Genomic DNA, 25,631 nt, shown 5'->3' on the forward strand with positions numbered 1-25,631 from the left:
TCGATACCTAGAAATTTAAATAAAAAATAAAGTCCATCAGTTTTTTTCTTGCTGATGGACTTTATTTTTTATTCAACTAATGATTTTATTGATTGCTTGGTTAGTTTTTTGGTTAGTTTTGCAATTTCAATTAAATTTCATAGCTACAAACCCTGTTACAATAGTTTATTCTAAAAAACAAACAAAATTAGTACTCTTATGATAGATTTGTAATTTAGACGATATTATAATTGATAAATTTGGTATGACTCATTACCATGAAACAGATCATTTCTATTCAACTAAGAAATGGTGTGAATTGTTAGTATTAATCAGCTCAATTCATATATTTTGATGGTAAAATTCACACCATTCAGTTGAAACTAATTGAAATTAGTGGAATGATTAACATTGAAAACTAAAGAGAACCATGATATTAACGCGCTTTGAAATTTATATAACCGAGTATTTTTGAAAGCAAGTCTTAAGATACCCTGTAATACATCTTTTGAATTGCTTGGTTAGTTTTTTGGTTAGTTTCGTATTTTCAGTAAAATATATTTTAAAAAACCCCATTATAGACACCGATTTTCAGAGAGAAAATGTTATAATTAAATTAATTCAAAATCTTTTTTTGAGAAAAGAATATCACCAGAAATACTTGAAATACCTAGGTTAGAAATCTTAATCCAACAAGCATAAAAGATACTCAATTATTTTTCAGTGTATCAACGGATTATCTATTAATAAAAACAATCGTTACATTTATATCAATGATGTGTTCAAAAAAATCACTAGGAAGTTACTCAATATATAAATTCAATTTGCATGATTATACTGATGTCTTAAGGAGGAGATGTGAAATTTTTTTGATTAAATCTTGGTCAATTACCCGACAGATAACTTTCAGTTTTGCTTTAGTCATCCTGATTGGAAGCGTTCTTTTATCTTTGCCTATTTCCCAATATCAAAATAACTATCATACTACCTATCTTGATAATCTTTTTAATGTCATTTCTATGGTTTGTGTAACAGGGCTTTCAATTGCACCAATTTCAGAAATTTACAACGGCATCGGTCAAACTATTTCAATTATTTTGATGCAGATAGGTGGTCTAGGATTAATTACTTTGATTGCCTTTGGTGTATTTGCTCTTCAAAAAAAAATGAATTTCGCAGGTCATACCCTCTTACAATCTGCACTTAATCGAAAAGATAGTAAAAATCTCAAAGAATATCTATTTTTTGCATATAAAATAACGATAATCATTGAGTCTCTATTTGGGATTATTATCATGACTGATTTTATTCCACGGTTTGGAATAAAACATGGCATTTTTAACAGTATATTTTTAACTGTTTCTGCTTTTTGTAATGCTGGATTTGATAATTTTGGCTCATCAAGTTTAAATGCTTTTGTTTTAAACCCCACCATTAATTTTTCAGTCTCAGCATTAATAATATTTGGCGGGATTGGTTTTGCAGTTTGGGACGATGTCATTGCAAATCTAAAACGACTCTTTTTTTCTAAACCAGTAGGTCATGGTGTTTTTTATAAAAAATTATCCAACCAAACTCGTTTGATACTGCAAACAACAGTTATTATTTTATTTTTAGGTACACTATTAACATGGTACTTAGAGAAAGATAACCCCAAAACAATTAGTAATTATACCTTTCCTCAACAAATAATGGTCAGCTTTTTTCAGACTGTAACTATGCGTACTGCAGGATTTTCAACTATTTCATTTAAAGACACATTCGCACCTACAAATTTCATTTATATGTTTCAAATGATTATTGGTGGGGGACCTGGTGGAACTGCTGGCGGAATTAAAGTAACGACCTTTGCAATTGCTTTTCTTCTTATAAAATCGGAACTCGTTGGGCAATCATTGGTAACTTTTAGTCACCGTGTTATTGCAAGTAAAACAGTTAAACAAACCATATCGGTCTTGCTTTTCTTCATTACTATTCTTGTTATTGGTTATACCTTATTGTTAAGCTTTGAACCTAACTTAGATCCCTTTTCTTTGCTTTTCGAAACTATTTCGGCTATGAATACTGTTGGCGTTACAATGGATTTGACTTCAAAATTGTCGACACAGGGAAGGATAATCATTATGTTACTGATGTTTATTGGTCGTGTAGGCCCTATAACATTCCTGTTCAGTTTGATTCAAAAGAAGGAAAAGAACATTAATTATGCTGAAACTGATATTTTAGTCGGATAAGGAGATTTTAATATGAAAAAAAAATTGGTGGGAGTTTTAGGTCTAGGAATTTTTGGGCGTGCTGTTGCTAGACAGCTTAGTCAATTTGATCAAGATGTCATTGCCGTTGACATGAAAGAAAATATTGTTAATGAATTTGGAAATATTGTCACCAAAGCTGTACTCGGAGATATAACTGATAAAAATTTTCTGTTAGCTGTCGGACTTGACCATTGTGAAACAGTAGTTGTTGCAACTGGGAATAACTTGGAGTCTTCTGTTCTTGCGATTCTTAATTGTAAAAAAATTGGAATTCCTATAATTATAGCCAAAGCCAAGAACAAAATTTATGAAGAAGTATTATATGGCATTGGTGCAACGAATGTCATTTCTCCTGAAAGAGATTCTGGAAAACATGTTGCATCAAATATACTTAAACATCATATCGAAAGTATCATCTATTTAGAAAATCATGTTTCTATCATTAATTTTAAGATCCCCGAATCTTGGGTAGGGAAAAAATTAGCAGAATTGAGTATCCGTCAAAAATATGAACTAAATATTATCGGCACAAGACTCCATAAAGGAGGTCATTTAAAACTTAATGTTGACCCTAATACCCCTCTACCTCCTAATATCATTTTAGTTGGTATTGCTAATGACCATACTTTCGAAAAATTTGATTACCTTGATTATCTCAAATAAATATTTGAAACAATATTTTCATCTAATCTAACATACTAAGACAAGAAAATATCTTGTCTTAGTAGTACTCCCGATAACTTGGACTAAATATCCAAAATATGGGGAGTTTTATTAAAATATGTCATACATAAAAAAGAATTTCGAGCATAGTTTATCCCGAAATTCTTTTTTATCATCTTATATGAAATATGGGTTCTAATACTATATTTTATGTGTATTAGTCATAGCATTGTTCAAATTAATCTATCACCTATAGATCATTTCTTGATAATCATTTTAATTGCTTGTTCTATTTTAATGTCCTTATCAGACGAGTCATCAAGTAAACAAGACTTAAGATTCTCTGCAACAATGACTCCAATCAAACTATCAAGACTTGAACGAACAGCAGAAAGCTGTGTAATAACATCAACACACTCCCTATCTTCTTCCATCATCCGCAAGATACCTTGAAGTTGACCTGTAGCACGTTTAATTCGATTTTCCATTTTGTTATTATAACTATTCATATAAAAATTATACACTCTTCTTAACTTCCAAACTCAACAATAATCTCTTGAATTGAGCATTTGATTACAATTCTTCTATTTTTCACTTCTTTTCCAATTTCTTGACTCGTCAGGTTGACATACCTTCAATATTAATAGCAAATGGTGTATTGAAATTTTCATCTACGGTTAGTTTGCAATTTAACCGTAGATTCAGACAACTCCCCAACAAGTCCTTGCAAGATGTGAAAGTATTATCGCCAATATACAATTATTTATATAAATAATTGCATGTTAGCTTCTTCACTGTCTCCAATAAATGTTGCAACACCGCCATACTCTACCCAATCAAAAAGTTCTACTTTATCAATTCCCATAATGTCCATGCTCATAGTACAAGCAACAAATTTTACTCCCAATTGATGAGCTTTTTCAATCATGATAGGTAAAGCATCAACATTTTTTTGTTTCATCACTTCTTTAATCATCGCAGAGCCCATGCCTGCCATGTTCATTTTAGAAATCGGCATTTGATTAGCTTGGCTCGGCAACATTATATCAAAAAGCTTTGCTATACCTTTTTTCTTAATTTTGACATTCTTTTTAAGCAAATTTAAGCCCCAGAAAGTGCAAAAAATGGTTACCTCTTTACCAAATGAAGCTGCACCTGTTGCAATAATCATACTAGCAAGTGCCTTATCGAGATCACCAGAAAAAAGAACAATTGTTGCTCCTTTTGGAGTCGTGGTCATTGTACCTTCAGATATCTTTGATAATGCCTTTAAGACTTCATCGGGATTTTCTTTTCCCTTTAAAACAGTTGCAACAATTTTATTGCCTTCAATTTCGTTTTTGATAACTGTATTACCTGTTGCTTTTGCCCAATTTTCAATATCCGCAGCGAAACCAAAGTCACTCGCCTTAATATTCAAACGTTGACCTAATTCCATTTTGTCGATATTTTCTTTGACCTTTAATATTGGGCCTGGACACTGGAGACCGCAAGCATCAAGTTCTATATCTTCACCATTAAAAGTTTGCGAAGTTTTTGGCTTATCAAGATTTTCAGACTTGAATGTAATATTCCGAAGTTGATATTTACTATTTTTATAAGTTTTATATCCACCATCAAGATTTTTCACTTCAAATCCTTCTTGCATAAGAATTCTTGCTGCATTGTAGCCACGTGCCCCGACTTGACAATACACATATATCGTTTGATCTTTTGGCAATTCGTTGAGACGATCTCGAAGTTGGTTCAATGGTATTTGAATGCCACCTTCAATAAAGCCAGTCGCTAACTCAAAATCTTCCCGCACATCAAGGAAATATGCACCAGATGCTTTCAAATCCGAAATTTCTGACCATTGAAAAGTTGAGACTTTCTCACGCATCATATTATCCGCTGTATACCCTAACATATTGACCGGATCTTTGGCGGATGAATAAGGAGGTGCATAAGATAATTCAATTTTTGCTAAATCTGGTGCTTTCGCGCCAAATTTCATCGCAGTCGCTATTACATCAATACGCTTTTCAACGCCTTCTACCCCGACAGCTTGAGCCCCAAAAATCTTACCATCTTTTCTTCCAAACAAGAGCTTCAGTGCTATGGGAGAAGCACCTGGATAATATCCTGCGTGTGAATTTGGATGAATATGAATTACTTCATACTCAATCCCTTGACTCTTGAGTAAACGCTCTGAATTGCCTGTTCCCGCTACTGTGAGCTCAAAAACTTTTGCAACAGAAGTCCCTTGCGTTCCTGTATATTCAGCTTCCATTCCGTTGATGACATCTGCTACCAAACGCCCTTGACGGTTTGCAGGCCATGCTAGTGGAATATTGGTAGGAAGGCCAGAAACCGCATCTTCAACTTCAATCACATCACCAATAGCATATATATCAGCGTAATTTGTTCTCATTTGCCGGTCAACTTTGATAGCCCCTTTAAAACCAAGCTCAATATTGGCATCTTTTGCAAGTGAATTTTCGGGAACTACACCGATTGATAAAATCGTCATATCGGTATCTAATATTTGTCCATCATTGAGTTCAATTTTCATGCCATTATCATGAAAAGACTTTAACCCATTGTTAAGAAGGAGTTTTACACCATGCATATTAATCTGACTATGGAGCATTTGAGCAAGTTCTATATCAATATTAGGCATGACTTGTGGTGACATTTCCACAAGTTGAACATTAAGTCCAAGTTCAACAAGATTCTCCATCATCTCAAGACCAATAAAACCACCCCCAATAACGGTTGCAGTTTTAATATTAAATTTAGATATATGTGCTTTAATCTTATCCATATCCGGAATATTTCGCAAAGTGAACACATTCTTTGCATTAGAAAGACCTGGAATCTGAGGTATAATTGCTTTTGCACCTGTTGATATAATTAATTTATCAAAGTTTTCTTCATAAGTTTCGCCAGTTTCCTGATTTTTAACAATTACTTTATGATCCTCAGGATGAACTTCTAACACTTCACTGAGTACTCGAATATCAAGGTTATACTGTGCACTCATCCCTTCTGGTGTTTGAAGCAATAAATCCTCTCGTTCTTTAATAACTTTCCCAACATGATAAGGCAAACCACAATTAGCGAAAGAAATATATGGTCCTTTTTCAAAGAGAACTATCTCGTCTTCTTCTGATAATCGACGTAAACGGGTTGCAGCAGTAGCACCACCAGCAACACCACCAATAATTACAATTTTTTTAGACATTTTTTAACTTTCCTATTTAGTTATTTTAATTTTTTTGTGTTGGTTTTTCTATCAGCTCTTGTGTGGCTTTGCTGTATAGACCGTAAGCACCATCAAGATTTTTTACATCAAAGCCTTCTTGCTTCATAATTCGTTCTGCATTGTAGCTTCGCAATCCTGATTGGCAACTCACAATATAGGATTTTGTTTTATCAAGTTCCCCTAGTCTTGAACGTAATTCATCAAGAGGAATATTTACTGAATGGACAAATTTCCCTCTTGCTATCTCATCAGGGTTTCTAACATCAAGTAATATTTTTCCTTGATGCAATTCTTCTCCAAGCTCATGCCATTGAATGTTGGATGATTGCCCAAGCGCAATATTCATTGCAGCATAGCCAACCATATTGACAGGATCTTTAGCTGAACCAAATGGTGGTGCATAAGTGAACTCTAATTCAGGTAAATCAAAGATTGTCAACCCTGCTTTTATCGCAGTTGAAAGAATGTCTATGCGCTTGTCAATACCTTTTTGACCAACTGCTTGTGCACCATATATTTCGCCATTATCAGGGTTAAATATGAGTTTCAATGTAATTGCACTCGCCCCTGGATAATACCCTGCATGATCATTCGCAGTAATATGAATTGCTTTATAAGTTAAATTTGATAATTGAACTTGACGCTCCGACAAGCCTGTACTTGCAGCCTGTAAATTAAATACACGTACGATTGCTGTACCTTGTGAACCTTTATTTTTAGATGATAATCCCGAAATAATATCAGCTACTTGTCTTCCTTGACGATTTGCTGGACTAGCAAGTGAGATTAATGAATCTTGACCAATTTGATTTTTTACAACAATTGCATCTCCAACTGCATAAATATCTTTGATAGAAGTTTCGTATTGTTCATCAACAACAATACCATCTCGGAACCCGAGTTTAATACCAGCAAGTTTTGCAAGCGATGTTTCGGGCTTAATACCTACTGATAGGATTGTTAAATCTGATACTATCACTTCACCGCTATCAAGTAAAATCTCATTACCCGAAAATTTAACAGCTTCTGCATTCGTCAAAACCTTAACACTATTTTTTGTAAGTTCTTCATTGACAAAAGCTGCCATCTCAGCATCAATCGGTGGTAAGACATGAGGAGCTTTTTCTACAATTGTTACTTGTAATCCACGATTTGCTAGATTTTCAGCCATTTCAAGGCCTATAAAGCCTGCCCCAATAATTGTCGCCCTTTTAGGATTATTCATCTTTATGAACTCAACAATCCTATCAACATCAGGAATATTGCGTAACGTAAAAATGTTTTCAGAGTCATTCAAACCAATAATATCGGGCAAAAATGGTCTTGCTCCAGGAGATAAAATTAATTTGTCATAGCTTTCGATGTATTCTTCTCCTTCTGAAAGGACTGTCACTGTTTTTGTTTCGCTATCAATTTTTACAACTTCAGATTTTTCACGAACATCAATGTTAAATCGTTTTTTCAAGGCGGTAGCCGATTGAACTATGAGTCCTTCACGCTCTTTTATTTCTCCGCTTACATAATAAGGCAAACCACAGTTTGCAAATGAGACATAAGGCCCTTTCTCAAATACAATTATTTCAGCATCTTCATTTAATCGACGCAAACGGGTTGCTGCAGACATCCCACCGGCAACTCCACCGATAATCAAAAATCTCTTTGTCATTTAGTTTACCATTTTTCCCTTCCATGCCATCATGCCACCATTTACATTTACAACATCCAACCCCTTTTTTTTCAAAATTTTATAAGCTCGACGAGATCGCATACCTGACTGACAAATCACTGCAACTCTCACCCCTTTAGGGGCTGTAAATGAGCTAATCTGACCTAAAGGAATGTTTCTAGAGCCTTTGATATGTCCAGAAGCATACTCGCTTGTTTCTCGTACATCAATCAACTGCATCTTTTTCGTTTTCAAAGCTACAGACAAATCAGAAGTTGAGATAGCATCTATTTTCTTAAACCAATTAAACATTAATATTCTAACACTCCTCTGAATGATGATGTTCCGCCTTGAACATTAGTGATAGTTAACCCTTGCATTTCAAGCCATTGACAGACATTTGTTGAACGCGCACCAGATTGACAAATAATGTAGTCTCCTTCTTTTATTTCGCTTACGCGCCCTTCTATTTCACTCATCGGGATATTAATCGCACCTGGAACATGTCCATTACTGTATTCGTAGCCTTCACGCACATCAATCACTCGAATATTCTCCGAAAGCTTAGTTTTAAGTTCTTCTGCTGTTATATTTTTCACCTTACAAACTCCAATATATTTATATACTCATTATATACCCATAAGGGTATATTTGCAACTAATTAGAATCAGTTATAGATTGTCTTATGTTCACTTCAATATTTCTGATAAACTTGGTTTAACTCCTTATCATGAGTCAGATTGTTTCTATGAATAACATCTTTTGAATACAAAATAAAGTCTATCAGTTTTTTTCTTGCTGATAGACTTTATTTTTTATTCAACTAATGATTTTTCGATTGCTTGGTTAGTTTCTTGGTTAATTTACATTAATTTTCAAGCATTAAACAAACAGAGCTTGAATCTACAACACTTTTAAGTAAGAAGATGTTATAATTAAATTATAGCATATAACTTAGGAGGATTTTCAAATGAAGAAATTTAGTAAAGGTATCATTACTGGTGTTGTCGGAACGCTCGCTGCAACTGCTGCTGGCATTTTCGCTGTCAAAAAAACGATCATTGACCCTGAACTCAAAAAAGAAGAATTCATTAATGAAAATCGTCGTAAGGCCGCACGTAAACGCGTGTCACACTAAAGAATATGTCCTTAACTCATTTTTAAGCGAGTTAAGACTAACACGTTCAAATGTATCAATTCAATCTATCAAAAAGGACTACCAAAATCATTTGGCAGTCCTTTTTGTTTGGCCTATTTTAGTCAGTTATCTCGTCAGAAATTTTATCTGCTGTTTCAACAACTTGGCTTGAAGCTTCTGAAACTAACTGATCTGCTTTGGCAGAAATTTCATCCGCTTTTTTGACCAAGTCTTCTTGTTCCAATTCCAGTTCAAAATCGTCTTCTACTTCTTCTGCTTGTTCTGTAACTGTCCCTTTAAGGTCGTTCACTTTATCAGCAATTTTTTCTTTTGTCAGCGCTAAGAAATCCAGTACTTTTTCTTTCGATAACTCACCTGAATCAATTTTAGCTTTAATATCATCTTTTTTTGCGACTAAGAAATCTTTTGCTTTTTCAGCTGAGATATCGCCATTATCAAATTTTTCTCTGATATCATTGTATTTCTCAGTTGAAAATTCAACCAATTGACCTGATTTTTCATCATAAAAATTGACTGCTGTATCCTTGAGGTCATCAAATTTAGCTTTTGTATCTTCTTTATAGTCTTGATAAAAATCTTTCACATCTTGACGTAATTTCTTACCTTCTTTGGGCGCTGTTGCCAAAGCCGCTGCGGCACCTGCTAAAGCCCCTAGAATCGCGCCTACTAAAAAACCTGTTTTTTTAGCCATTATTTATCTCCTTTAGAATTTTTCTATCCAAATCATTGATTCAAAATCTAGACTTATCATGTTAGACTTAGTAGCTGTCTATCATCATGCCTTATTTTTTTTTCGGTTAAATATTTTACCAGCACCACGTCCTAAGGTCACGATGGCAGTTGCTTTTCCTACATTAGCTGCTTTTCCTTTAAAACGTGTTGCAAAGGCGTTCCCTGAACGATTCACTTTAGAAACACTTTCAGATAAATCAGCAACCGCTGTGAAAAGTGGATCAATCGTGACAATCTTACTGTTCACATCATCAAGCAAGGTATTCGTCTTAGCCATCAAGGTATCTGCTTGTTTGAGCAGAATATCTGTATCCTGTGTGACGATGGCTACCGTTCGATTGACTTCATCGACCGTTTTCATGACCTTAACAATTAATACTACCAAGAAGATCACCAAGACCGCTACGGCAGCGGCGATGATGATCAATGCGATATCTCCCATACCTACCTCTTTTCTATATGTGTTACTTTCTAGCCTCTTGCACATAGCAGTAACTCAATCTAGTTTAGCCACTACCATTTTCAAGTATTACAATGTCTATATTTGAATTATAGCAAATTACTGCTTATTAAGGAAATATTTGTTCACTTTGTGATTGACTAAAACAAGAACTACACCTACAAGCACTAAAATTAGCGATAGTGCTTGCGAGACGCGAATTGGACCTAGCATGAGACTATCTGTCCGCATGCCTTCAATCACGAAACGACCTAAACCATACCAAACTAGATAGAAGGCAACAATATCCCCTGACTTCAACCATTTTAAGTGATGACGAAGGCTCATGACTAGGATAAAACCAATAAGATTCCAAGAAGACTCATAAAGAAATGTCGGCGTGCGATAGCTATTGTCAATATACATTTGATTTTTGATGAAATTAGGCAGGTAGTTCAGAGACTTAACGGCCTTACCGAAGGCTTCTTGGTTAAAGAAATTGCCCCAACGGCCCATGGCTTGTGCCACCAAAACACCTGGTACAGCAATATCAAGAAAATCAAGTGGCGCAATCATTTTATAGTAAGAAAAAATGAAGAGGGTCACAGCACCCGCAATCAAACCACCATAAATGGCAATACCACCATGCCAGATGGCAAATATCTCGCCTGGATTTTGACGGTAATAGCCTAGGTCAAATAAGATGTAATAAAGTCGTGCCCCTATAATCGCAATTGGAAAAGCAATCAAGATAAAGTCTAAAATATCATCTGGCTTTATTTTCTTGCGTGGCGCTTCTTTCATCGCCAACCAAACAGCGACAACAACACCTGTGACAATACACAAGGCATACCAACGAATTTCAAGTGGTCCAAGTTTAAGTGCGATTGGATTGATCGCTAAAAATAATTGTCTCATCTTATGAATTCTTCGCAATCAGGTTAGAGAGACGTTCTTCGAACATCTTGGTTGCGTCAAAGCCCATATTTTTAGCACGAAAATTCATAACCGCTGCTTCGATGATGACGGAAACATTTCGACCTGTTGTGACGGGAATTTTCACTTGCGGCACAGCAACACCAGAAAAATCAATGGTCGTTTCGACATTACCCAAACGATCGTAGGTATTACCTTTTTCGAATTTTTCCAAGTAAACACTCAAGTCAACCTGCGAGCTATCCATAACAGCACCCGCTCCGAAAAGGCTCATGACATCAATAATCCCAACACCACGCAATTCTATTAAGTGCCGGAGAATTTCAGCCGGTTCACCCACAACTGTAAATTCATCTTTTTGGTAGACATCAACGCGATCATCTGCGACTAGACGGTGTCCACGCTTAATCAACTCCAGACCTGTTTCAGATTTCCCGATACCAGATGACCCTTGAATGAGGACACCCACCCCAAAAATATCCATGAGGACACCATGAACAGTTGTCCGAGTTGAGAGTTTTTCATCTAGAAAAGCGGTAATCGCTCCATTGAGACGGCTGGTTGGCTCCGTCGATTGTAGTAAGACAGTATCACGTTTTTTGGCTACACTGATCATTTCGTCTGGAATGGGCAAGCCCCTTGCAACAATAATGGCCGGTGTCGCATCTGTCACAACGTTTTTGAGTAAGTCATAGCGATTATCACCGATGACATTTTGAACATAAGACCATTCTTTCATCCCAAAAAGTTGAATCCGTTCTGGTGTATAGTATTCTAAGTATCCCGTCATTTCTAAACCTGGACGGGTCACATCAGAAGTGGTTATTTCTTTCTTTAATGCGGTCTCCGAAGTGTAGACCACATCAAATTTAATTTTCTCAAGTAATTCAGCGACTGTGATGACCATAATATTTCCCTTTCAAAGTCTTTCTGCGATTTCACTTTATGAAATCTAGAAACTCGACCCCCTAGCTTGTGCTCTAGCCAAGCCGGGTCATTCATGTGGTACTTCTCATCCTCTTTTGAACTAGATCATACAAGAATGACTTGTTTTCATTATATCAAAAATTACAAGAAAACGCTTCATCTATGGTTAGATCAAGCGATATTTTAAATGAGATGTCCGCCTTTAAAATTGTGACCAATCGTCATCATCATCAAAAGGTGTTACATCTTTCATTTTTTTGTTTTGCCTTGGCTTCTCTCCGGGCCATTGCGAAAATTCTGAAAAATCCTGTTTGTTTCTCCAGTCATTTCGAGTTGGCTGAGGCATAACGATTGCTGCGACAATATAGATCACCAAGAGAGATCCGAAGCTTGTCAACGCCAGTACAGCGTAGACAATCCGAATAATGGTAATCACATCTTGACTCCAACCAAAGTACTCACCAAGTCCACCAATCACACCTGAAATCTTTTTATTGGTTCTTGATTTTGTCAGTTGTTTACTCATGGTCTTGATTCACCTCACTTTCATCGTCTGATTTTTGACCTGGAATCGTGTCAATTTTCGAGTTGTCTGCTTCTGGGACAACTGTTGTTTCAGACTTTTCGACTTGTTCCACTGTGACTGGTGCTTCATCTACTTCCGGTTGATCAGTCGTTTCCGCTGATTCAGCAGTTGCTGTTTGAGCTGTTGGCGAATCAGCTCGAGCAGGTTCGCCATCTTTCAGCCAAATACTACCTGTATTCGTTGCGATATCCAAGGTCAAGCTATTGGTTGCTGTTCTGATCAGGGCTGCACCATTTTTAGTAATTTCTAGTGGATTATCAAGGGCAATCCGTGTTTTGTACTTGCCAAATGTCGTTTTGACGTAGCCAACGACACCAATGTTTTCAGGGACTGAAATTTTAACATCGCCATTGACGTTTTTCACTTTCAGATTTTCAGCATTAATAGCCGTAGCTGTCACGACAACTTCACCATTGACATTAGAAATATCAGCTGTTTCAAAGTCTGATGCCACTCTAACCTCACCGTTGACTGCTTTGACCACAACAGATTTAAATAAACCATCCTTGACAATCAAATCGCCATTAACTTTTTTAACATTCAGATCAGCAGCAGTTAAACCTTCGATATTAACGATACCATTTACCACATCAAATTTAGCATCTTCAATCTGACTAGCTGCGAGTGTAATCGTCATCTCAACGACAATGCGTTTGCTTTTTACATTGATAACCAGCTCACCTTGATCTAGTTCGATGACAACGTTGTCACGGATAAATTCATCCATGGCTTCTTCTGTCACACCACCATAAACCTTATAGGTCGTTTCGACAATCGTTTTTTCAATGTCTTTCGTAAGCACTGTCACATCACCAGAAGTTGCTGACACTGTGATATCTTTGATCTCGCCGTCAAAGGCTTTGAAGTCTGATTTTGTCACATATTTCAGACTTGGAAAGCCATTGCTGAAGTCAACGTTGTTGTCAACAGATTTCTTAGCAGATTGGAAGAGACTTTTCACGAGTGAACCCGCTTGGTTAACAAACTGTTTAACAGCTTCTGATGAGTCCGTTTGATAGCCATCGTTATCAGTTTGCTGCGTTGTTTTTTCTTCAGCATTTGTATCATTATCAAGACCTGCTTTTTCAAGCAACTCGATTGCTTCACTTTCAGTAATGATGCCCTTACGCATCAAATCCATAATTCTTTCTTTTTGATTATTCATAGTGTCACACTTTCTTTTAGGTTGTTCGGGTGTCTCATGTCTCATTATCTTGAGCACGGCGCACCATCATGTATCCAATTTATTTAGCAGATATCCTTATCTACACTCTTATTATCCCACTTTCAAATCCAAAAAAAATCAGGCCTAAGTCTGATTTTTCTTTTTACTTTTTATTTTGATTCAAAACCTTCAGCTGCTGCTTCAGGGAATTCTAATGTGACGATGCTGGCACAGTGATCACAAAGCTCAACTAAGTGAGCGTTGGCATTTGTACCAACTGACTCATCGATACGACGGCAACGTTGACAAACACCACCGACAGCATGATTCACGGTAATCGCTGTGTCTCCTACTTTTACAGCATCTTCCGGTGCTGCTTGATCAGAGACGATCAATTCTGAAACGATGAGGAGCGTTGCCACATCTTCTGTTTCAGCGACACTCGCTAAGAGCACTTTTACCGCTTCATCAGGGTAAACCATGACACTAGCTTCCAAAGATTTACCGATGACTTTTTCATCACGCGCCATCTCCAAAGCCTTGTGTACACCTGTACGGAACTCCAAGAATGCTGACCAGAAGTCAAGCATTTCAGCTGCATCTGGGATGACGTCAGCTGATGGCATCTCAGTCAAATATGCGTAAGCTTCTTCTTCTTGCTCGAGGTAAGTCCAGATTTCTTCACTTGTATGCGGTACGATTGGCACCAATAATTTTGTCAATTTGACCAAAATTTCGTACATCACTGTCTGGATACGACGACGATCTGTTGATTTTGCTGTTTCGATATACACGATATCTTTAGCGAAATCAAGATAGAAAGCTGACATATCGTTGGTTAAGAAATTAAAGATTGTCCGATAAACTTCCATGAAGTTGTAACGATCATAAGCTTCACGAACTGATTGGATGACTTGATTTAAGCGCACCAACAAGTATTTGTCAGATCCTTTCAAGTCTTCATAAGCCACAGCATCTTTGGTTTTATCAAAGTCTGATGTGTTTGCAATCAAGAAACGAAGGGTATTTCTGATTTTACGGTAGGCTTCTGATGTTTGGCCAATCAAATCCATTGAAACACGCACGTCTGACGTGTTGTCAACACTTGCAACCCAAAGGCGAAGAATATCGGCACCGTACTGTTTGGTTACATCTTTTGGTGCAATCCCGTTACCTAATGATTTAGAGAATTTACGGCCTTTAGCATCCTGAACAAAACCTTGTGACAAGACAGCTTTGTAGGGTGCAATCCCATTGACTGCAACAGAGGTTGTGATGGATGAGTTGAACCAACCACGGTATTGGTCAGATCCTTCTAGGTAAAGGTCTGCTGGATATGTCAACTCTTCGCGTTGGTTCAGCACACCATTCCAAGATGAACCTGAGTCAAACCAAACATCCATAATATCTGTTTCTTTAGTAAATTCACCATTTGGTGAGCCTGGGTGTGTAAAGCCTTCTGGCAATAGGTCTTTAGCATCACGTTCCCACCAAATGATCGAACCATTTTCAGCGAAGAGTTGCGCGATATGTTCGGTTGTTTCAGGTGTGATGATGGCAGTGCCGTCTTCAGCGTAGAAGATTGGTAACGGCACGCCCCATGCGCGTTGGCGGCTGATTACCCAGTCGCCACGGTCGCGAATCATATTATAGAGACGTGTTTTCCCCCATGGCACTACCCAGTCCACTTTTTCAACTTCGGTTAGGATGTTGTCGCGGAATTTGTCGATAGAGGCGAACCACTGTGGCGTCGCACGGAAGATAACAGGTTTTTTCGTCCGCCAGTCATGTGGATAGCTGTGGGTGAAGAACTCAAGTTTCAACAAGGCGTTGTTTTCTTCCAACCATTCTGTGACTTTTTTATTCCCTTCATCGTAGAAGAGGCCTTCAAGTCCTGGTGCTTCATCTGTATAGTAACCACGATCATCAATAGGAGAAAGGACACCAAGTTTGTATTTGCGGCTGAAGAAATAGTCATCTTCACCATGACCTGGTGCGACATGGACAAGACCAGTACCAGACTCAAGGGTTACATACTCAGCATTCATGACCAATGTGTCGCGATCGTAGAATGGATGCTTGGCAACCATCCCATCAAGGTCTGAGCCTTTGATAGTTTGGAGGACTTGGTAATCTGCCCACTCTAATTTCTCCGCAACAGTGTTGAGTAATTCTGAGGCGATGACAAATTTGCGGTCATTGACAGCAACAAGTACATAATCATAGTCTGGATGAGCAAAGATCCCCAAGTTAGATGGGATTGTCCATGGTGTTGTTGTCCAGATGACAAACTCTGCGTCTTCTGGCAAAAGACCTTTAGTATCTGTTGCTTTGAAAGCCACATAGATGGATGCAGAACGGACATCTTGATACTCGATTTCAGCTTCAGCTAATGAACTTTCTGAAGAAGGTGACCAGTAGATTGGTTTCGCACCTTTATAGATATAGCCATTTTCAGACATTTTACCGAAGACACGGATTTGCGCAGCTTCAAATTCAGGCTGTAAAGTCACATAAGGATTTTCCCAATCTCCTAAAACGCCTAAAGATTTAAACCCTTTACGTTGCAAGTCAACCTGCGTTAAAGCATAATCCCGACACATACGAAGATATTCAGCACGGTCAAGTTCTTTACGCTTGATGCCTTTTTTGGTTAGGACTTGCTCGATTGGTAGACCATGTGTATCCCACCCCGGTACATAAGGCGCACGGAATCCCGCCATATTTTTATAGCGGATGATGATATCTTTTGAGATTTTATTCATGGCGTGGCCAACGTGGATATCCCCATTCGCATAGGGAGGACCATCATGAAGAACAAATGATGGTTTCCCAGCATTTTCTTTCAAACGGTAGGCATAAAGATCTGCCTCATCCCAAGCTTCTTGCATTTTAGGTTCTTTGTTAGGCAAACCAGCTCGCATTGGGAAAGCTGTTTGACCTAGATTCAAGGTTTCTTTAATTTTCATATTCAGTTATGAGCCGACCTGACATCACTATCGGTCAAGACTCAACCCCTCACTTTCTTTGGTTTCGGATAAATGGATCAACAACAAATTGTCTATACTGACTAAACAATCAGTCAAAACAACATTTCGATTAAACAAGTTTTGGCGTAAGCACAAGACAGATAAAGCATAGCAACGTTAGGGTTGTGAGCTGAAATCTAACGAAGTCGTTACGACCTACAGTTTTTTGGCGTAAGGGCGAGGAAGATGACGCGTAGCAATCTTGAGATTGTGAGCTGAAATCTAACGAAGTCCTTGCGACAAAAAAAGGCCTTCCGTAAGGGACGAAAAGCCGTGGTACCACCCTCATTCACTTGAATACTCAATACTCAAGCCTCGAAAGTCTGATAAAGCAGACCACGCTATTTTTTGCTCTCTTAAGAGATTAACAAGGTGATAATCAGTAACGAAGAGATTGCAAGACTCCCACCATCTCTTGCTCGCTAGTAATATTCGTTAGTGACCTGTGCTTGTTTTTATGCTTCAGAATCTGTTGTTTCTTTTTCAGAATCAGTTGTTTCAACTGGTTCTTGTGGTTCAGTCGGTTCTTCTGATTCAACTGTTGTTTCTTGGTCTACCGCATCAAGGATTTCTGACACTTGATTCACTGTGTGACTAATTTGTACGGTATTCCCTTCATGACTCTCGATGATTTCTTTCAACTTCTCTTCACCGTCTCCGATATAAGTCGAAGTTGGTTTAAGAATTTCTTCCCATTCATGAGACTTGATACCTTCAAGTTGCGCTTCAACCATCAACATCATTCGTTGGTGGTAAATACGCATCTTACGTTTTAACTCGTCTGTTTCTTTAACCAAACGACGAGCATCGTCTGAGGCTGAGTTCAGAATCCCGCCAGCTTCTTTCTTAGCAGATTCCAAAATATACTGCGCTTTTTGACCTGCTTCAGATGTGACGCCATTGGCTTCACTGATTGCTTGTTCCTTCAAGTTATCTGCAGCACTTTGCGCCACAACAATTGATTTATTCAGCGATTCTTTCATGCCTTCAAAGTATTCAACACGTTCACGTAAACTTTTCAGTTCACGTTCTTGGTCCTTCATCTTTTCAGCAAATGTGTCATAGTCTCGAATGATTAAATCGAGAAAATCATCAACGTCAGCTTTATTGTAGCCACGCATCTTAGTTGGAAACGTTTTATTTTGAACATCTAAACTATTTAAAGTCATAGGTGCTACCTCCTATTATCATTCATTCTAATTACCTTTAGAGTGTCGAAAAAGCTACCAATACATCTAAAGGGATACGTCACAATAACGTCAGTTCAATCAATTTACTTCTTTGTTGAGATAATTTGGACTTCTACTCTGACCTTATCTTTTTTCGTTAGGCCAAGCATTTGAACGATTTTTAATCGGCCAAACCCTCGAATACTAACCAAGTCACCAACAACTAGCTCAAAATCATTTCTTACAACTTCAGTATAATTGACTTTTGCCTTACTTGATTGTATCAAATTTTGCGCCAAATTGCGAGATATATTGAAGACACTTGCGACAGCCTTATCCAAACGTAAACTTGACATAGTAACAGTTTTCGTGATTGTCTGCTCAATGGCGGGCATGAATTTCCCTACATCAATTACTTTAATTTTGACACCACTACGGGCAATTTTATGAACACTGTCCATAATGACTGATACCAACTTCGCATCGACAAAAACTTGAGCAAAGGTGTCATGGACCACAATATCACCTATTTTAGAACGTTCTAATCCCGTTTCACCTAAGAAGGTCCCAAGTATCTGTGAATGCTTGAGTGTCACAAATTTACTAGCAAAGTCAATCTGTAAGCAAGCCAACTCAAAATCAGCAGGCGTCAGTTGATAGTAAGCGGGTGCTAAAATCACCTTGACATACTCTGTTTCTGCGATTGCTGAGCTAGTAAAAATCTGAATGTCTTGTGCTGGGTGCCCCTGTATCAAGGTTGTCAAAATGAAGACTTGTCTAGGATTTAAAAAATCCGTTATCACTAGACTATAGCTGTCAGTAACACTCGTCAACCAGTCAGAAGCTTTATCAATAAAAGCACGCTCACTGGGTCGAAAGTGCTGATAGATTACTTGTGTCATCAGAAAATCATCAACAACAAACGTTGGATGCAATTCAAGGCAATAATGGCAACTACAATCGTGAAATCTAGACCTGCAAACTGAAGTGGTAAACGGTCAAAAATCGACAAAAACGGTCGTGACAATTGTCCGATGATTCTGCCGACTTGACTATTTCGTAAATCAGGCGCCCAACTCAGTAGCGCATAGATAATCAAAAGCCATTCATAAATCGTAATAAGACGATACAAAAAGTATATGATCATTAGTATGTGTCCAAACCTTCAAAGTTGCGACCAGCAAGAATACTTAATTCTTTTTCAGCATCAACTGTCATCCCATTGGGTGTGAGCAAGAAAATTTGACCGCCAACATTTTGGATGTCCCCATCAAGTGTGAAAACAACGCCCGTTAAAAAGTCAATTGACCGGCGAGCTTGTTGGTCACCCATATTTTTAAAGTTGACCAAAACACTCTCACCATTTCGAATCACACGTGCTGATTCCATGATATTATCATAAGCAGCTGGTTCTTTGATAGCAATCGTTGGGACGATGCCAGCAGAAACCGGACGCTGTGGTGATGTTGGACGTGCTGTATTTGCAGCAATATCAACCTGACGACTTTGCTTGCGTTCTGATTTTATTTCTGGTTTAGGCGAAGTATTAGTCACAACCTGTGGGCGTACTTGTGCTTGCGGTTGTGTTGATGCTTGACTCTGCACCACTTGAGGACGTACAGCAGGTGCTGAATCTTCCTCATCTCCTAAATTAAAATAATCTTTTGCTTTCTCAATGTAATCTTTTAGAGCCATTAATTTCTACCTACTTATTTTAGTCATCTCTAGTATTTAGAGTCATCCTTTATTTAAAAAACTTGCTACCAATTCTTACAAAAGTTGCACCATGCAAAATGGCTTGCTGATAATCTTGGCTCATTCCCATCGATAATTCTGTACATGGGATATGCGGCAAGGCTTGACTGGCAATAGCCATTTGTAAGCTCTTGGCTTTGCCAAAGATGTCTCCCAGCTCCGCTTCACTTGCATCAATTGGTGCCATTGTCATTAAGCCAACAATTTCAACTTTTGATAAGTTAGAAATTTCTGGCAATACAACTGCTAATTCATCTGGAGAAAAACCATGTTTGCTAGCTTCTCCCGAAACATTCACCTGTAAAAAACACTTGATGACATGATTGGCACGCTTATCAATCTCATGCGCTAACTTGATAGAGTCTAAGGCGTGAAAATAATCCACACGATTTATAACATCTTTGACTTTACGACGCTGTAAGGTACCAATCAAATGCCAAGTAATTGATAAATCAGACAGTTTTTCCTGTTTATCCAGAAAAAGCTCTGTCCGATTTTCAGCGATATGAGTGATGCCAGCCTCAACTAATGCTCTGGCCTGGTCAGCATCTACATATTTGGTTACACCAATCACGGTTGTCTTGTGCCCAGTTTGTGTTTCAGTGTTGGCAACATTAGTCAACACATCTGCAACATTTTCAGAAATTGTCATCGCTTAACGTTTCAAAAATGGTGGGATATCAAGATCTTCATCATTTGATGAAGTAGTTGCACCACCAAAACTGCTTACACCTGTTGTATTTGTTGATTCTGACGGTGTTTGACGGACTGTATTTTCTTTACGAATATCCCAGTTACCAAACGCAGATTCAGGTGCTGAGCTTTCAGGTGCTGCTGTTTTTTGACGAGGTGCAAAATTGTTGTTTGACAAATCAAGATTTGATGAACCTAATACACGACGACGAGGTTGTTCAGCAACTGGTGCTGCTGCTTTGGTTTGACGTGTTGTCGCTTGTTGTAATTCTTCTTCTGAGACACCAGTCGCTACAACTGTAACACGGATTTCATCTTTAAGCGATTCATCAATTGATGTTCCTAAAAGAATGTTAACGTCATTGCCAGCTGCTTGAATGACTAATTCTGATGCATCTTGTGCTTCAGTCAAGCTCATATCCATTCCACCTGTTACATTCAGAAGGACGTTTTCGGCACCTTCGATAGTTGTTTCAAGCAATGGTGAGTAGATGGCTTTACGTGTCGCTTCAATGACCCGGTCTTCACCAGAGGCAGTGCCGATACCCATCAAGGCATCACCTTTATTAGCCATAACTGTTTTTACATCCGCAAAGTCAAGGTTGATCATGCCTGGATTTGTAATCAAGTCAGTCACGCCTTGTACACCTTGACGTAAGACGTTATCAGCTTCTTGCAAAGCTTCTTTCAAAGGTGTTTTCTTATCGACAATTTCAAGCAAGTTATTGTTTGAAATAATCAACAAGGTGTCAACAGAAGCTTTGAGTAATTCAATACCTTCTGAAGCGAAGTAGCCACGTTTTGAGCCTTCAAAGCCAAATGGACGTGTCACTACACCAACTGTCAAAGCGCCTAGTTCACGAGAAATTTGCGCAATCACTGGTGCTGCACCGGTACCAGTACCACCACCCATACCAGCAGTAATAAAGACCATGTCTGCGCCTTCAAGTGCTTGTTGGATTGTTTCAGCTGATTCTTCTGCAGCTTTCTGACCAACTTCTGGTTTTGAACCTGCGCCCAAACCACGTGTTAATTTTGGTCCAAGTTGAATCACTGTATCTGCTTTTGAAGCACGAAGTGCTTGAACATCAGTATTTGCTGCGATGAATTCAACGCCTGAAACACCCTCTTCAACCATACGGTTAATCGCATTGCCACCAGCACCACCGACACCGATAACTTTTATAATTGCGCCTTGCGTGAGCGCTTCATCAAATGAAAATTCCATTGTTTTTATATCTCCAAATTCATTTTTTACCGTAATGAGTCATAAATTCAAGCTTTGTCAACATAGGCTTTCCTGTCAGATCCTCTACGGTTCTGTCAAAAGTCTCTAAGCTGGCTCAATTTATACTGAATTACGACTACTTAATCAAACATACTACCGAAAATGTTGCGTACCTTATCGACAAGACCTTCTTTTGGTTCAGCGTCTTGCGCGGGTACACTCGGTTGTACTTGTGGTGTAGGTGCCACATAAGTCATGTCATCTGTTGTTTGTGCATAGACATTGTCTGTAAAGGCTGCAACAGCTGGTTCATGATACGTTTCAACAATTGGTTCTGAAAAAACGGCATTGCCAGCAGCTGCTTCTGTCACCAAAATCTCAATGTCCGAACGACTCCCAACATAATCCACAACCGAAATCACTTGTGCAAAGGTTGGATTGCGAAGTCCCATTTCATTTGGGACATACAAGCGGACATTAGCACCAATAATCTTCGTTGCCAATTCTGTCACACCGGGCATTGCCGCAGCACCACCTAGTAAGACAATCCCACCTGGCAACTCAAGACCACGCGAGCGTTCCAAATCTTGGCGAACACGTGAAAAAATTTGTGTTAAGCGTGCTTCAATGACTTGTGATAAATAAAATTCTGTAATTTCAACCGGTTCTGTATGTCCAACGACATTCACAGGGAATTTTTCTTCCTTGCTAGCGCGCTCTGTAGAGGCTTCCCCGTAATTAAGTTTTAAACTATTGGCTTGATCTAGCGATGTGTTTAAAACAGTCGAAATATCTTTTGTAATATAGTCGCCGCCCTCAGGGATGATGTGCGCAAATTGTAATTCTTGATCACGAACAGCAATAACAGTTGTTTGACCAGCACCTAAATCAATGACAACAGTGCCGAACTCACGTTCCCCTTCGTTTAACACGTGGTGCGCTAAAGCAAGTGGTGCAATCACAATGTTATCAACCTTAAGACCCGCACGTTCAACCGCCCGACGAATGTTGTGTACTAATGTTTTAGGTCCAGTATAAACTAGACCTTTCATTTCAAGGCGTACTCCAAACATCCCACGTGGATCTGAGATACCAGAAAAACCGTCAACTGTGAACTCTTTAGGTTCAACAGCGATGATTTCACGTTCAGGCATCATACCACGCATAAGAGCACTTGCCACAACTTGACTGATGTCGCTTTCGACAACTTCTTTCGACTCGCTATTGATTGTCACCATACCTTGACAAGCATCAACTTCAAGACGATTTGCTGGAACAGCGACATTTAACCCTGTAATTTGGATTCCTGCACGTTCTTCAGCTGCATTAACAGCCTTACGAATCGCTTGTGCTACTTTTTCAATGTCAACAATTGTACCATTTTTTAAGCCGTCAGATTTTGCGTTTCCGACGCCGATTATGTTCATTTCACCAGAGACGTATTCGGCTACCAACACTTTGATCGTGCTAGTTCCGATATCTAATCCCGTATAAAGTCCACTTTTGGCCATTAAAGTGACTCCTTCCATTATCCATTCATCATTTTTCAAATTTAATTATGTAAAAAGTTGCCTAATATCCGATTATCGGCATAAACACTCTTTTTTATTTTAACACAAAATCACAGCAAAACAAGATATTTGCTGTGATTTTCGTCATTTATCTCTATTCTTTTAGAGACGTTGTGTTTTACCTATTGAAAAGATGGCAATCGTTCCTGTCCCTGTATGTGTTGCAATCGTTGGCCCTAACGGTGTTAAAGTCACTTCTGTGATCAAATCCGATGCTAGTAAATCCGCTTTCACTTCTTCTGCGACATCAGGATCTCCAGAATACCCAATCATGATATGTGGATAAGCAGGATCAAAATCTGTTAAGGTATTGGTCACCAATGTTTTTAAGGCTTTTTTCTTGCCTCTAATTTTACCAACTTGTCGCAACTGTCCCGCAGGATCCACATCAATAATTGGTTTGATATTGACAAGTGTTCCGACAGTCGCCGCTGTTTTAGAAATCCTCCCACCGCGCGCCAAGTGATATAAGTCATCTGCCATGACCCAACTCCGCAAGCGAGGAATCAAATCTTGCAAAGCTGTCACAACCTCTTCTAATGTCGCACCATCATCTCGCAACTTAACAGCTTCTTTAACTAAATAGCCTTCGCCTGATGCCGCAGCTAAGGTATCAATCGTCGTAATATGGGCTGAAGGTAACTCATCTAAAACAAGTTGTTTTGCCATTTCAGCACTTTGATAAGTCCCTGATAAACCAGATGAAAACCCAAGATAGAGTACATCATTTCCGGCTTTAACAACCGACTTAAAAAGTTCTGAAAATTGACCAACATTTATCTGTGAGGTGACAGGTTTAGCACCCATAGCCATTTTGGCTAATAGAACATCACTTGTGAGGCGCTCAGGCCCCACAGTCTGATAAGTTGTGTCCTCAAGCGTCACGGTCAAGCCTAACATCGCAACATCATGCGCTGCGACATAAGCATCCGATAAATCTGATGTTGAATCTGTGATGATTTGGTAAGTCATGGTCACTCCATTTCCGTTTATTTTTGATATACAATCACCGCTTCTTACAACTCACTCAATTTCAAACATCAGTTTCTTGAGCTCATCTAATTGGGCATCCGCCCAAGAAGTTCGCGGTTTTTGTGTCGTCATACTGGTAGCATGTCGTGTTAAATCTTGTTTCCTAAGATTGACCCGTTCTTCCAGTTCACGCGCAGGAATTCGCATGGCGCCTTGTGAAAAAATGACCCACTGTTCGGCCAAATCGCTAGTCGCAACATATACTGTTGTTAAAACATTGTTGCATTTACCTGCCAATTTTTCAATGTAACTATCTGCAGTCTCATCTTCTTTCGTAAAAATCACGAGCACATTGTGCACATGAAACTTACTCGTTACTCCTGGAACAAACTGAGCATCAAAAACGCAGATGATTTCTAATCCCTCAAAGCCTGCATAATCTGACAACTTTTTCAGCAATAAATCTCGCGCTTGTTCTAAATCATTATTTTGAAAAAGCTGATGGGTCTCTTGCCAAGCACCAATCATGTTATAGCCGTCAACAATTAAGAGTTGTTTTTTCATAGCTGCCTGCCTTTAACTAGTTAGACTGACCAAAATTTCTGGCCCACTCATACATCAAAATCCCAGCAGCAACACCAGCGTTTAGACTCTGAACATGCCCTTTCATCGGAATCGTAATCATCTCATCGACTTGCTTTTTAATATTTGACGTGATCCCCGCACCCTCAGCACCGATGATCAAAGCCACTTTGCCTTGCGTTTGCCATTTAGCATGAGGCGTCCCATTCATATCCGTGCCAAAGACCCAAAAACCCGCAGCTTTCAGCTTATCTAAGGTTTGTGACAGATTCGTCACCCGAGCGATTGGGATATGGTTAACGGCACCAGTAGATGTTTTAACGACAACCGGCGTCACGCCGACTGAGCGATGTTTGGGGATGATAACACCCGAAACACCAGTTGCATCAGCCGTCCGAAGAATGCTACCCAAATTATGGGGATCAGTTAAACCATCAATCACAATCAGCAAGGGATTTTCAGCATCTTGCGTGAGGGCTAGTAAATCCGAGAGTTCTTTGTAAGCATAGGCGCTTGTTTTGAGCACAAAGCCCTGATGGACGCCACCATCTGCCATCTCTTTCAACTTTTCCTTGCTGACAAAAGAAATGCCAACTTTTTTCTCACTCGCCAAAGCTTTGATTTTATCGACATTTTTGCCACGCAAATCGTCTTGAATGTAGAGCTTATTCCCTAGATTTTCTGTTAAGGCATCTACGACAGCATGGACGCCGTAAATGGTATCATTGATATGTTCTGATTCGTTAAAGTTTTCCTGATTTTTTTTCATATTCCCATTATAGCAAATATTAGGCGACAATGTCTAAATACACCATATTGGCACACTAAATTTGTTAAAATAGATTTAATTACAGAAAGAGGTGTCAATTGACAGTTTA

At 38.6% G+C, this 25,631-nt stretch carries 25 protein-coding genes; 3 read left to right on the forward strand and 22 right to left on the reverse strand.

Annotated features, from left to right (window positions below; translation table 11 throughout):
- The first annotated feature begins 842 nt into the window (after positions 1-842).
- Complete coding sequence (locus LRA01S_RS07815) at positions 843-2,213, forward strand: TrkH family potassium uptake protein (RefSeq protein ID WP_061775096.1); 1,371 nt, start codon at positions 843-845, stop codon at positions 2,211-2,213.
- Between the two features lie 12 nt (positions 2,214-2,225).
- Entirely contained in the window at positions 2,226-2,897 is a 672-nt protein-coding gene (gene ktrA / locus LRA01S_RS07820; RefSeq protein ID WP_061775077.1) for a potassium uptake transporter gating subunit KtrA, read from the forward strand.
- A 257-nt stretch (positions 2,898-3,154) separates the two neighbouring features.
- On the opposite strand, the gene LRA01S_RS07825 is transcribed toward ktrA, so the two are convergent.
- From LRA01S_RS07825 to LRA01S_RS07845, 5 genes are all read right to left on the reverse strand, one after another.
- Positions 3,155-3,406, reverse strand: coding sequence for a metal-sensitive transcriptional regulator (locus LRA01S_RS07825; RefSeq protein WP_031366110.1), 252 nt, complete (start codon positions 3,404-3,406; stop codon positions 3,155-3,157).
- Positions 3,407-3,660: 254 nt separating this feature from the next.
- Complete coding sequence (locus tag LRA01S_RS07830; RefSeq protein ID WP_061775078.1) at positions 3,661-6,123, reverse strand: FAD-dependent oxidoreductase; 2,463 nt, start codon at positions 6,121-6,123, stop codon at positions 3,661-3,663.
- A gap of 25 nt (positions 6,124-6,148) precedes the next feature.
- Positions 6,149-7,810 (reverse strand): FAD-dependent oxidoreductase, encoded by a 1,662-nt coding sequence (locus tag LRA01S_RS07835; protein ID WP_061775079.1) that lies wholly within the window; start codon positions 7,808-7,810, stop codon positions 6,149-6,151.
- Positions 7,811-8,122 (reverse strand): rhodanese-like domain-containing protein, encoded by a 312-nt coding sequence (locus LRA01S_RS10965; RefSeq protein WP_031366113.1) that lies wholly within the window; start codon positions 8,120-8,122, stop codon positions 7,811-7,813. It abuts the gene before it with no gap.
- The gene (locus tag LRA01S_RS07845; RefSeq protein ID WP_047916016.1) at positions 8,122-8,409 is read right to left on the reverse strand and encodes a rhodanese-like domain-containing protein; all 288 of its coding nucleotides are present in this window, start codon (positions 8,407-8,409) and stop codon (positions 8,122-8,124) included. The genes LRA01S_RS10965 and LRA01S_RS07845 overlap by 1 nt, the downstream gene beginning before the upstream one ends.
- Positions 8,410-8,780: 371 nt before the next feature.
- Here LRA01S_RS07845 and LRA01S_RS10805 point away from each other — a divergent pair, with 371 nt between their 5' ends.
- A complete protein-coding gene (locus LRA01S_RS10805; RefSeq protein ID WP_082785426.1) occupies positions 8,781-8,948 on the forward strand; it encodes a DUF3042 family protein in 168 nt (55 codons plus the stop codon).
- Positions 8,949-9,066: 118 nt separating this feature from the next.
- On the opposite strand, the gene LRA01S_RS07850 is transcribed toward LRA01S_RS10805, so the two are convergent.
- The 17 genes from LRA01S_RS07850 to rlmB all read right to left on the reverse strand — a co-directional run bounded on the left by LRA01S_RS07850 (position 9,067) and on the right by rlmB (position 25,522).
- Positions 9,067-9,660, reverse strand: a complete 594-nt coding sequence (locus LRA01S_RS07850; protein WP_061775080.1) for a YtxH domain-containing protein — start codon at positions 9,658-9,660, stop codon at positions 9,067-9,069.
- An 84-nt stretch (positions 9,661-9,744) separates the two neighbouring features.
- Complete coding sequence (locus LRA01S_RS07855) at positions 9,745-10,143, reverse strand: DUF948 domain-containing protein (RefSeq protein ID WP_061775081.1); 399 nt, start codon at positions 10,141-10,143, stop codon at positions 9,745-9,747.
- A 117-nt stretch (positions 10,144-10,260) separates the two neighbouring features.
- Complete coding sequence (gene lgt, locus LRA01S_RS07860; protein ID WP_061775082.1) at positions 10,261-11,058, reverse strand: prolipoprotein diacylglyceryl transferase; 798 nt, start codon at positions 11,056-11,058, stop codon at positions 10,261-10,263.
- 1 nt (position 11,059) lies between these two features.
- Positions 11,060-11,983 (reverse strand): HPr(Ser) kinase/phosphatase, encoded by a 924-nt coding sequence (gene hprK / locus LRA01S_RS07865; protein ID WP_061775083.1) that lies wholly within the window; start codon positions 11,981-11,983, stop codon positions 11,060-11,062.
- Between the two features lie 222 nt (positions 11,984-12,205).
- Entirely contained in the window at positions 12,206-12,529 is a 324-nt protein-coding gene (locus LRA01S_RS10810) for a PspC domain-containing protein (RefSeq protein WP_082785427.1), read from the reverse strand.
- Entirely contained in the window at positions 12,522-13,754 is a 1,233-nt protein-coding gene (locus LRA01S_RS07875; protein WP_061775084.1) for a DUF4097 family beta strand repeat-containing protein, read from the reverse strand. Before LRA01S_RS07875 ends, LRA01S_RS10810 begins: the two co-directional genes overlap by 8 nt.
- Before the next feature lie 170 nt (positions 13,755-13,924).
- Complete coding sequence (ileS, locus tag LRA01S_RS07880; RefSeq protein ID WP_061775085.1) at positions 13,925-16,723, reverse strand: isoleucine--tRNA ligase; 2,799 nt, start codon at positions 16,721-16,723, stop codon at positions 13,925-13,927.
- Positions 16,724-17,238: 515 nt separating this feature from the next.
- On the reverse strand, positions 17,239-17,952 hold the full coding sequence (locus LRA01S_RS07885; protein ID WP_061775086.1) for a DivIVA domain-containing protein: 714 nt from the start codon (positions 17,950-17,952) through the stop codon (positions 17,239-17,241).
- A 104-nt stretch (positions 17,953-18,056) separates the two neighbouring features.
- Positions 18,057-18,854: a YlmH family RNA-binding protein gene (locus LRA01S_RS07890; RefSeq protein ID WP_061775087.1), complete on the reverse strand. Its 798-nt coding sequence runs from the start codon at positions 18,852-18,854 to the stop codon at positions 18,057-18,059.
- Complete coding sequence (locus tag LRA01S_RS07895) at positions 18,854-19,099, reverse strand: YggT family protein (protein ID WP_061775088.1); 246 nt, start codon at positions 19,097-19,099, stop codon at positions 18,854-18,856. The genes LRA01S_RS07890 and LRA01S_RS07895 overlap by 1 nt, the downstream gene beginning before the upstream one ends.
- The gene (locus LRA01S_RS07900) at positions 19,099-19,647 is read right to left on the reverse strand and encodes a cell division protein SepF (protein WP_061775089.1); all 549 of its coding nucleotides are present in this window, start codon (positions 19,645-19,647) and stop codon (positions 19,099-19,101) included. The genes LRA01S_RS07895 and LRA01S_RS07900 overlap by 1 nt, the downstream gene beginning before the upstream one ends.
- 49 nt (positions 19,648-19,696) lie before the next feature.
- Positions 19,697-20,359 carry a YggS family pyridoxal phosphate-dependent enzyme gene (locus tag LRA01S_RS07905; RefSeq protein ID WP_061775090.1) on the reverse strand — a complete coding sequence of 221 codons (663 nt, stop codon included), beginning with the start codon at positions 20,357-20,359 and terminating at the stop codon, positions 19,697-19,699.
- Between the two features lie 3 nt (positions 20,360-20,362).
- The gene (gene ftsZ, locus LRA01S_RS07910) at positions 20,363-21,628 is read right to left on the reverse strand and encodes a cell division protein FtsZ (protein ID WP_061775091.1); all 1,266 of its coding nucleotides are present in this window, start codon (positions 21,626-21,628) and stop codon (positions 20,363-20,365) included.
- A gap of 140 nt (positions 21,629-21,768) precedes the next feature.
- Positions 21,769-23,139 (reverse strand): cell division protein FtsA, encoded by a 1,371-nt coding sequence (gene ftsA / locus LRA01S_RS07915; protein ID WP_061775092.1) that lies wholly within the window; start codon positions 23,137-23,139, stop codon positions 21,769-21,771.
- A 162-nt stretch (positions 23,140-23,301) separates the two neighbouring features.
- Positions 23,302-24,171 (reverse strand): DegV family protein, encoded by an 870-nt coding sequence (locus tag LRA01S_RS07920; protein WP_061775093.1) that lies wholly within the window; start codon positions 24,169-24,171, stop codon positions 23,302-23,304.
- A gap of 51 nt (positions 24,172-24,222) precedes the next feature.
- Complete coding sequence (locus LRA01S_RS07925; protein ID WP_061775094.1) at positions 24,223-24,735, reverse strand: NYN domain-containing protein; 513 nt, start codon at positions 24,733-24,735, stop codon at positions 24,223-24,225.
- A 16-nt stretch (positions 24,736-24,751) separates the two neighbouring features.
- Positions 24,752-25,522: a 23S rRNA (guanosine(2251)-2'-O)-methyltransferase RlmB gene (gene rlmB / locus LRA01S_RS07930; protein ID WP_061775095.1), complete on the reverse strand. Its 771-nt coding sequence runs from the start codon at positions 25,520-25,522 to the stop codon at positions 24,752-24,754.
- Positions 25,523-25,631: the final 109 nt, after the last annotated feature.

Origin of the sequence: Pseudolactococcus raffinolactis NBRC 100932, from assembly GCF_001591765.1 — a bacterium.
GTDB lineage: Bacteria > Bacillota > Bacilli > Lactobacillales > Streptococcaceae > Pseudolactococcus > Pseudolactococcus raffinolactis.

Bases quoted from the DNA above. Each gene is read 5' to 3' on its own strand.
- LRA01S_RS07895 (WP_061775088.1), bottom strand. From the start codon at position 19,099: ATGATCATATACTTTTTGTATCGTCTTATTACGATTTATGAATGGCTT.
- LRA01S_RS10805 (WP_082785426.1), top strand. From the start codon at position 8,781: ATGAAGAAATTTAGTAAAGGTATCATTACTGGTGTTGTCGGAACGCTC.
- LRA01S_RS07825 (WP_031366110.1), bottom strand. From the start codon at position 3,406: ATGAATAGTTATAATAACAAAATGGAAAATCGAATTAAACGTGCTACA.
- LRA01S_RS07875 (WP_061775084.1), bottom strand. From the start codon at position 13,754: ATGAATAATCAAAAAGAAAGAATTATGGATTTGATGCGTAAGGGCATC.
- LRA01S_RS10810 (WP_082785427.1), bottom strand. From the start codon at position 12,529: ATGAGTAAACAACTGACAAAATCAAGAACCAATAAAAAGATTTCAGGT.
- LRA01S_RS07900 (WP_061775089.1), bottom strand. From the start codon at position 19,647: ATGGCTCTAAAAGATTACATTGAGAAAGCAAAAGATTATTTTAATTTA.
- LRA01S_RS10965 (WP_031366113.1), bottom strand. From the start codon at position 8,122: ATGTTTAATTGGTTTAAGAAAATAGATGCTATCTCAACTTCTGATTTG.
- ftsA (WP_061775092.1), bottom strand. From the start codon at position 23,139: ATGGCCAAAAGTGGACTTTATACGGGATTAGATATCGGAACTAGCACG.
- LRA01S_RS07830 (WP_061775078.1), bottom strand. From the start codon at position 6,123: ATGTCTAAAAAAATTGTAATTATTGGTGGTGTTGCTGGTGGTGCTACT.
- LRA01S_RS07855 (WP_061775081.1), bottom strand. From the start codon at position 10,143: ATGGGAGATATCGCATTGATCATCATCGCCGCTGCCGTAGCGGTCTTG.
- lgt (WP_061775082.1), bottom strand. From the start codon at position 11,058: ATGAGACAATTATTTTTAGCGATCAATCCAATCGCACTTAAACTTGGA.
- ileS (WP_061775085.1), bottom strand. From the start codon at position 16,723: ATGAAAATTAAAGAAACCTTGAATCTAGGTCAAACAGCTTTCCCAATG.
- LRA01S_RS07905 (WP_061775090.1), bottom strand. From the start codon at position 20,359: ATGACAATTTCTGAAAATGTTGCAGATGTGTTGACTAATGTTGCCAAC.
- rlmB (WP_061775095.1), bottom strand. From the start codon at position 25,522: ATGAAAAAAAATCAGGAAAACTTTAACGAATCAGAACATATCAATGAT.
- LRA01S_RS07925 (WP_061775094.1), bottom strand. From the start codon at position 24,735: ATGAAAAAACAACTCTTAATTGTTGACGGCTATAACATGATTGGTGCT.
- LRA01S_RS07885 (WP_061775086.1), bottom strand. From the start codon at position 17,952: ATGACTTTAAATAGTTTAGATGTTCAAAATAAAACGTTTCCAACTAAG.
- LRA01S_RS07835 (WP_061775079.1), bottom strand. From the start codon at position 7,810: ATGACAAAGAGATTTTTGATTATCGGTGGAGTTGCCGGTGGGATGTCT.
- LRA01S_RS07850 (WP_061775080.1), bottom strand. From the start codon at position 9,660: ATGGCTAAAAAAACAGGTTTTTTAGTAGGCGCGATTCTAGGGGCTTTA.
- LRA01S_RS07920 (WP_061775093.1), bottom strand. From the start codon at position 24,171: ATGACTTACCAAATCATCACAGATTCAACATCAGATTTATCGGATGCT.
- LRA01S_RS07890 (WP_061775087.1), bottom strand. From the start codon at position 18,854: ATGACACAAGTAATCTATCAGCACTTTCGACCCAGTGAGCGTGCTTTT.
- ftsZ (WP_061775091.1), bottom strand. From the start codon at position 21,628: ATGGAATTTTCATTTGATGAAGCGCTCACGCAAGGCGCAATTATAAAA.
- hprK (WP_061775083.1), bottom strand. From the start codon at position 11,983: ATGGTCATCACAGTCGCTGAATTACTTGAGAAAATTAAATTTGATGTG.
- ktrA (WP_061775077.1), top strand. From the start codon at position 2,226: ATGAAAAAAAAATTGGTGGGAGTTTTAGGTCTAGGAATTTTTGGGCGT.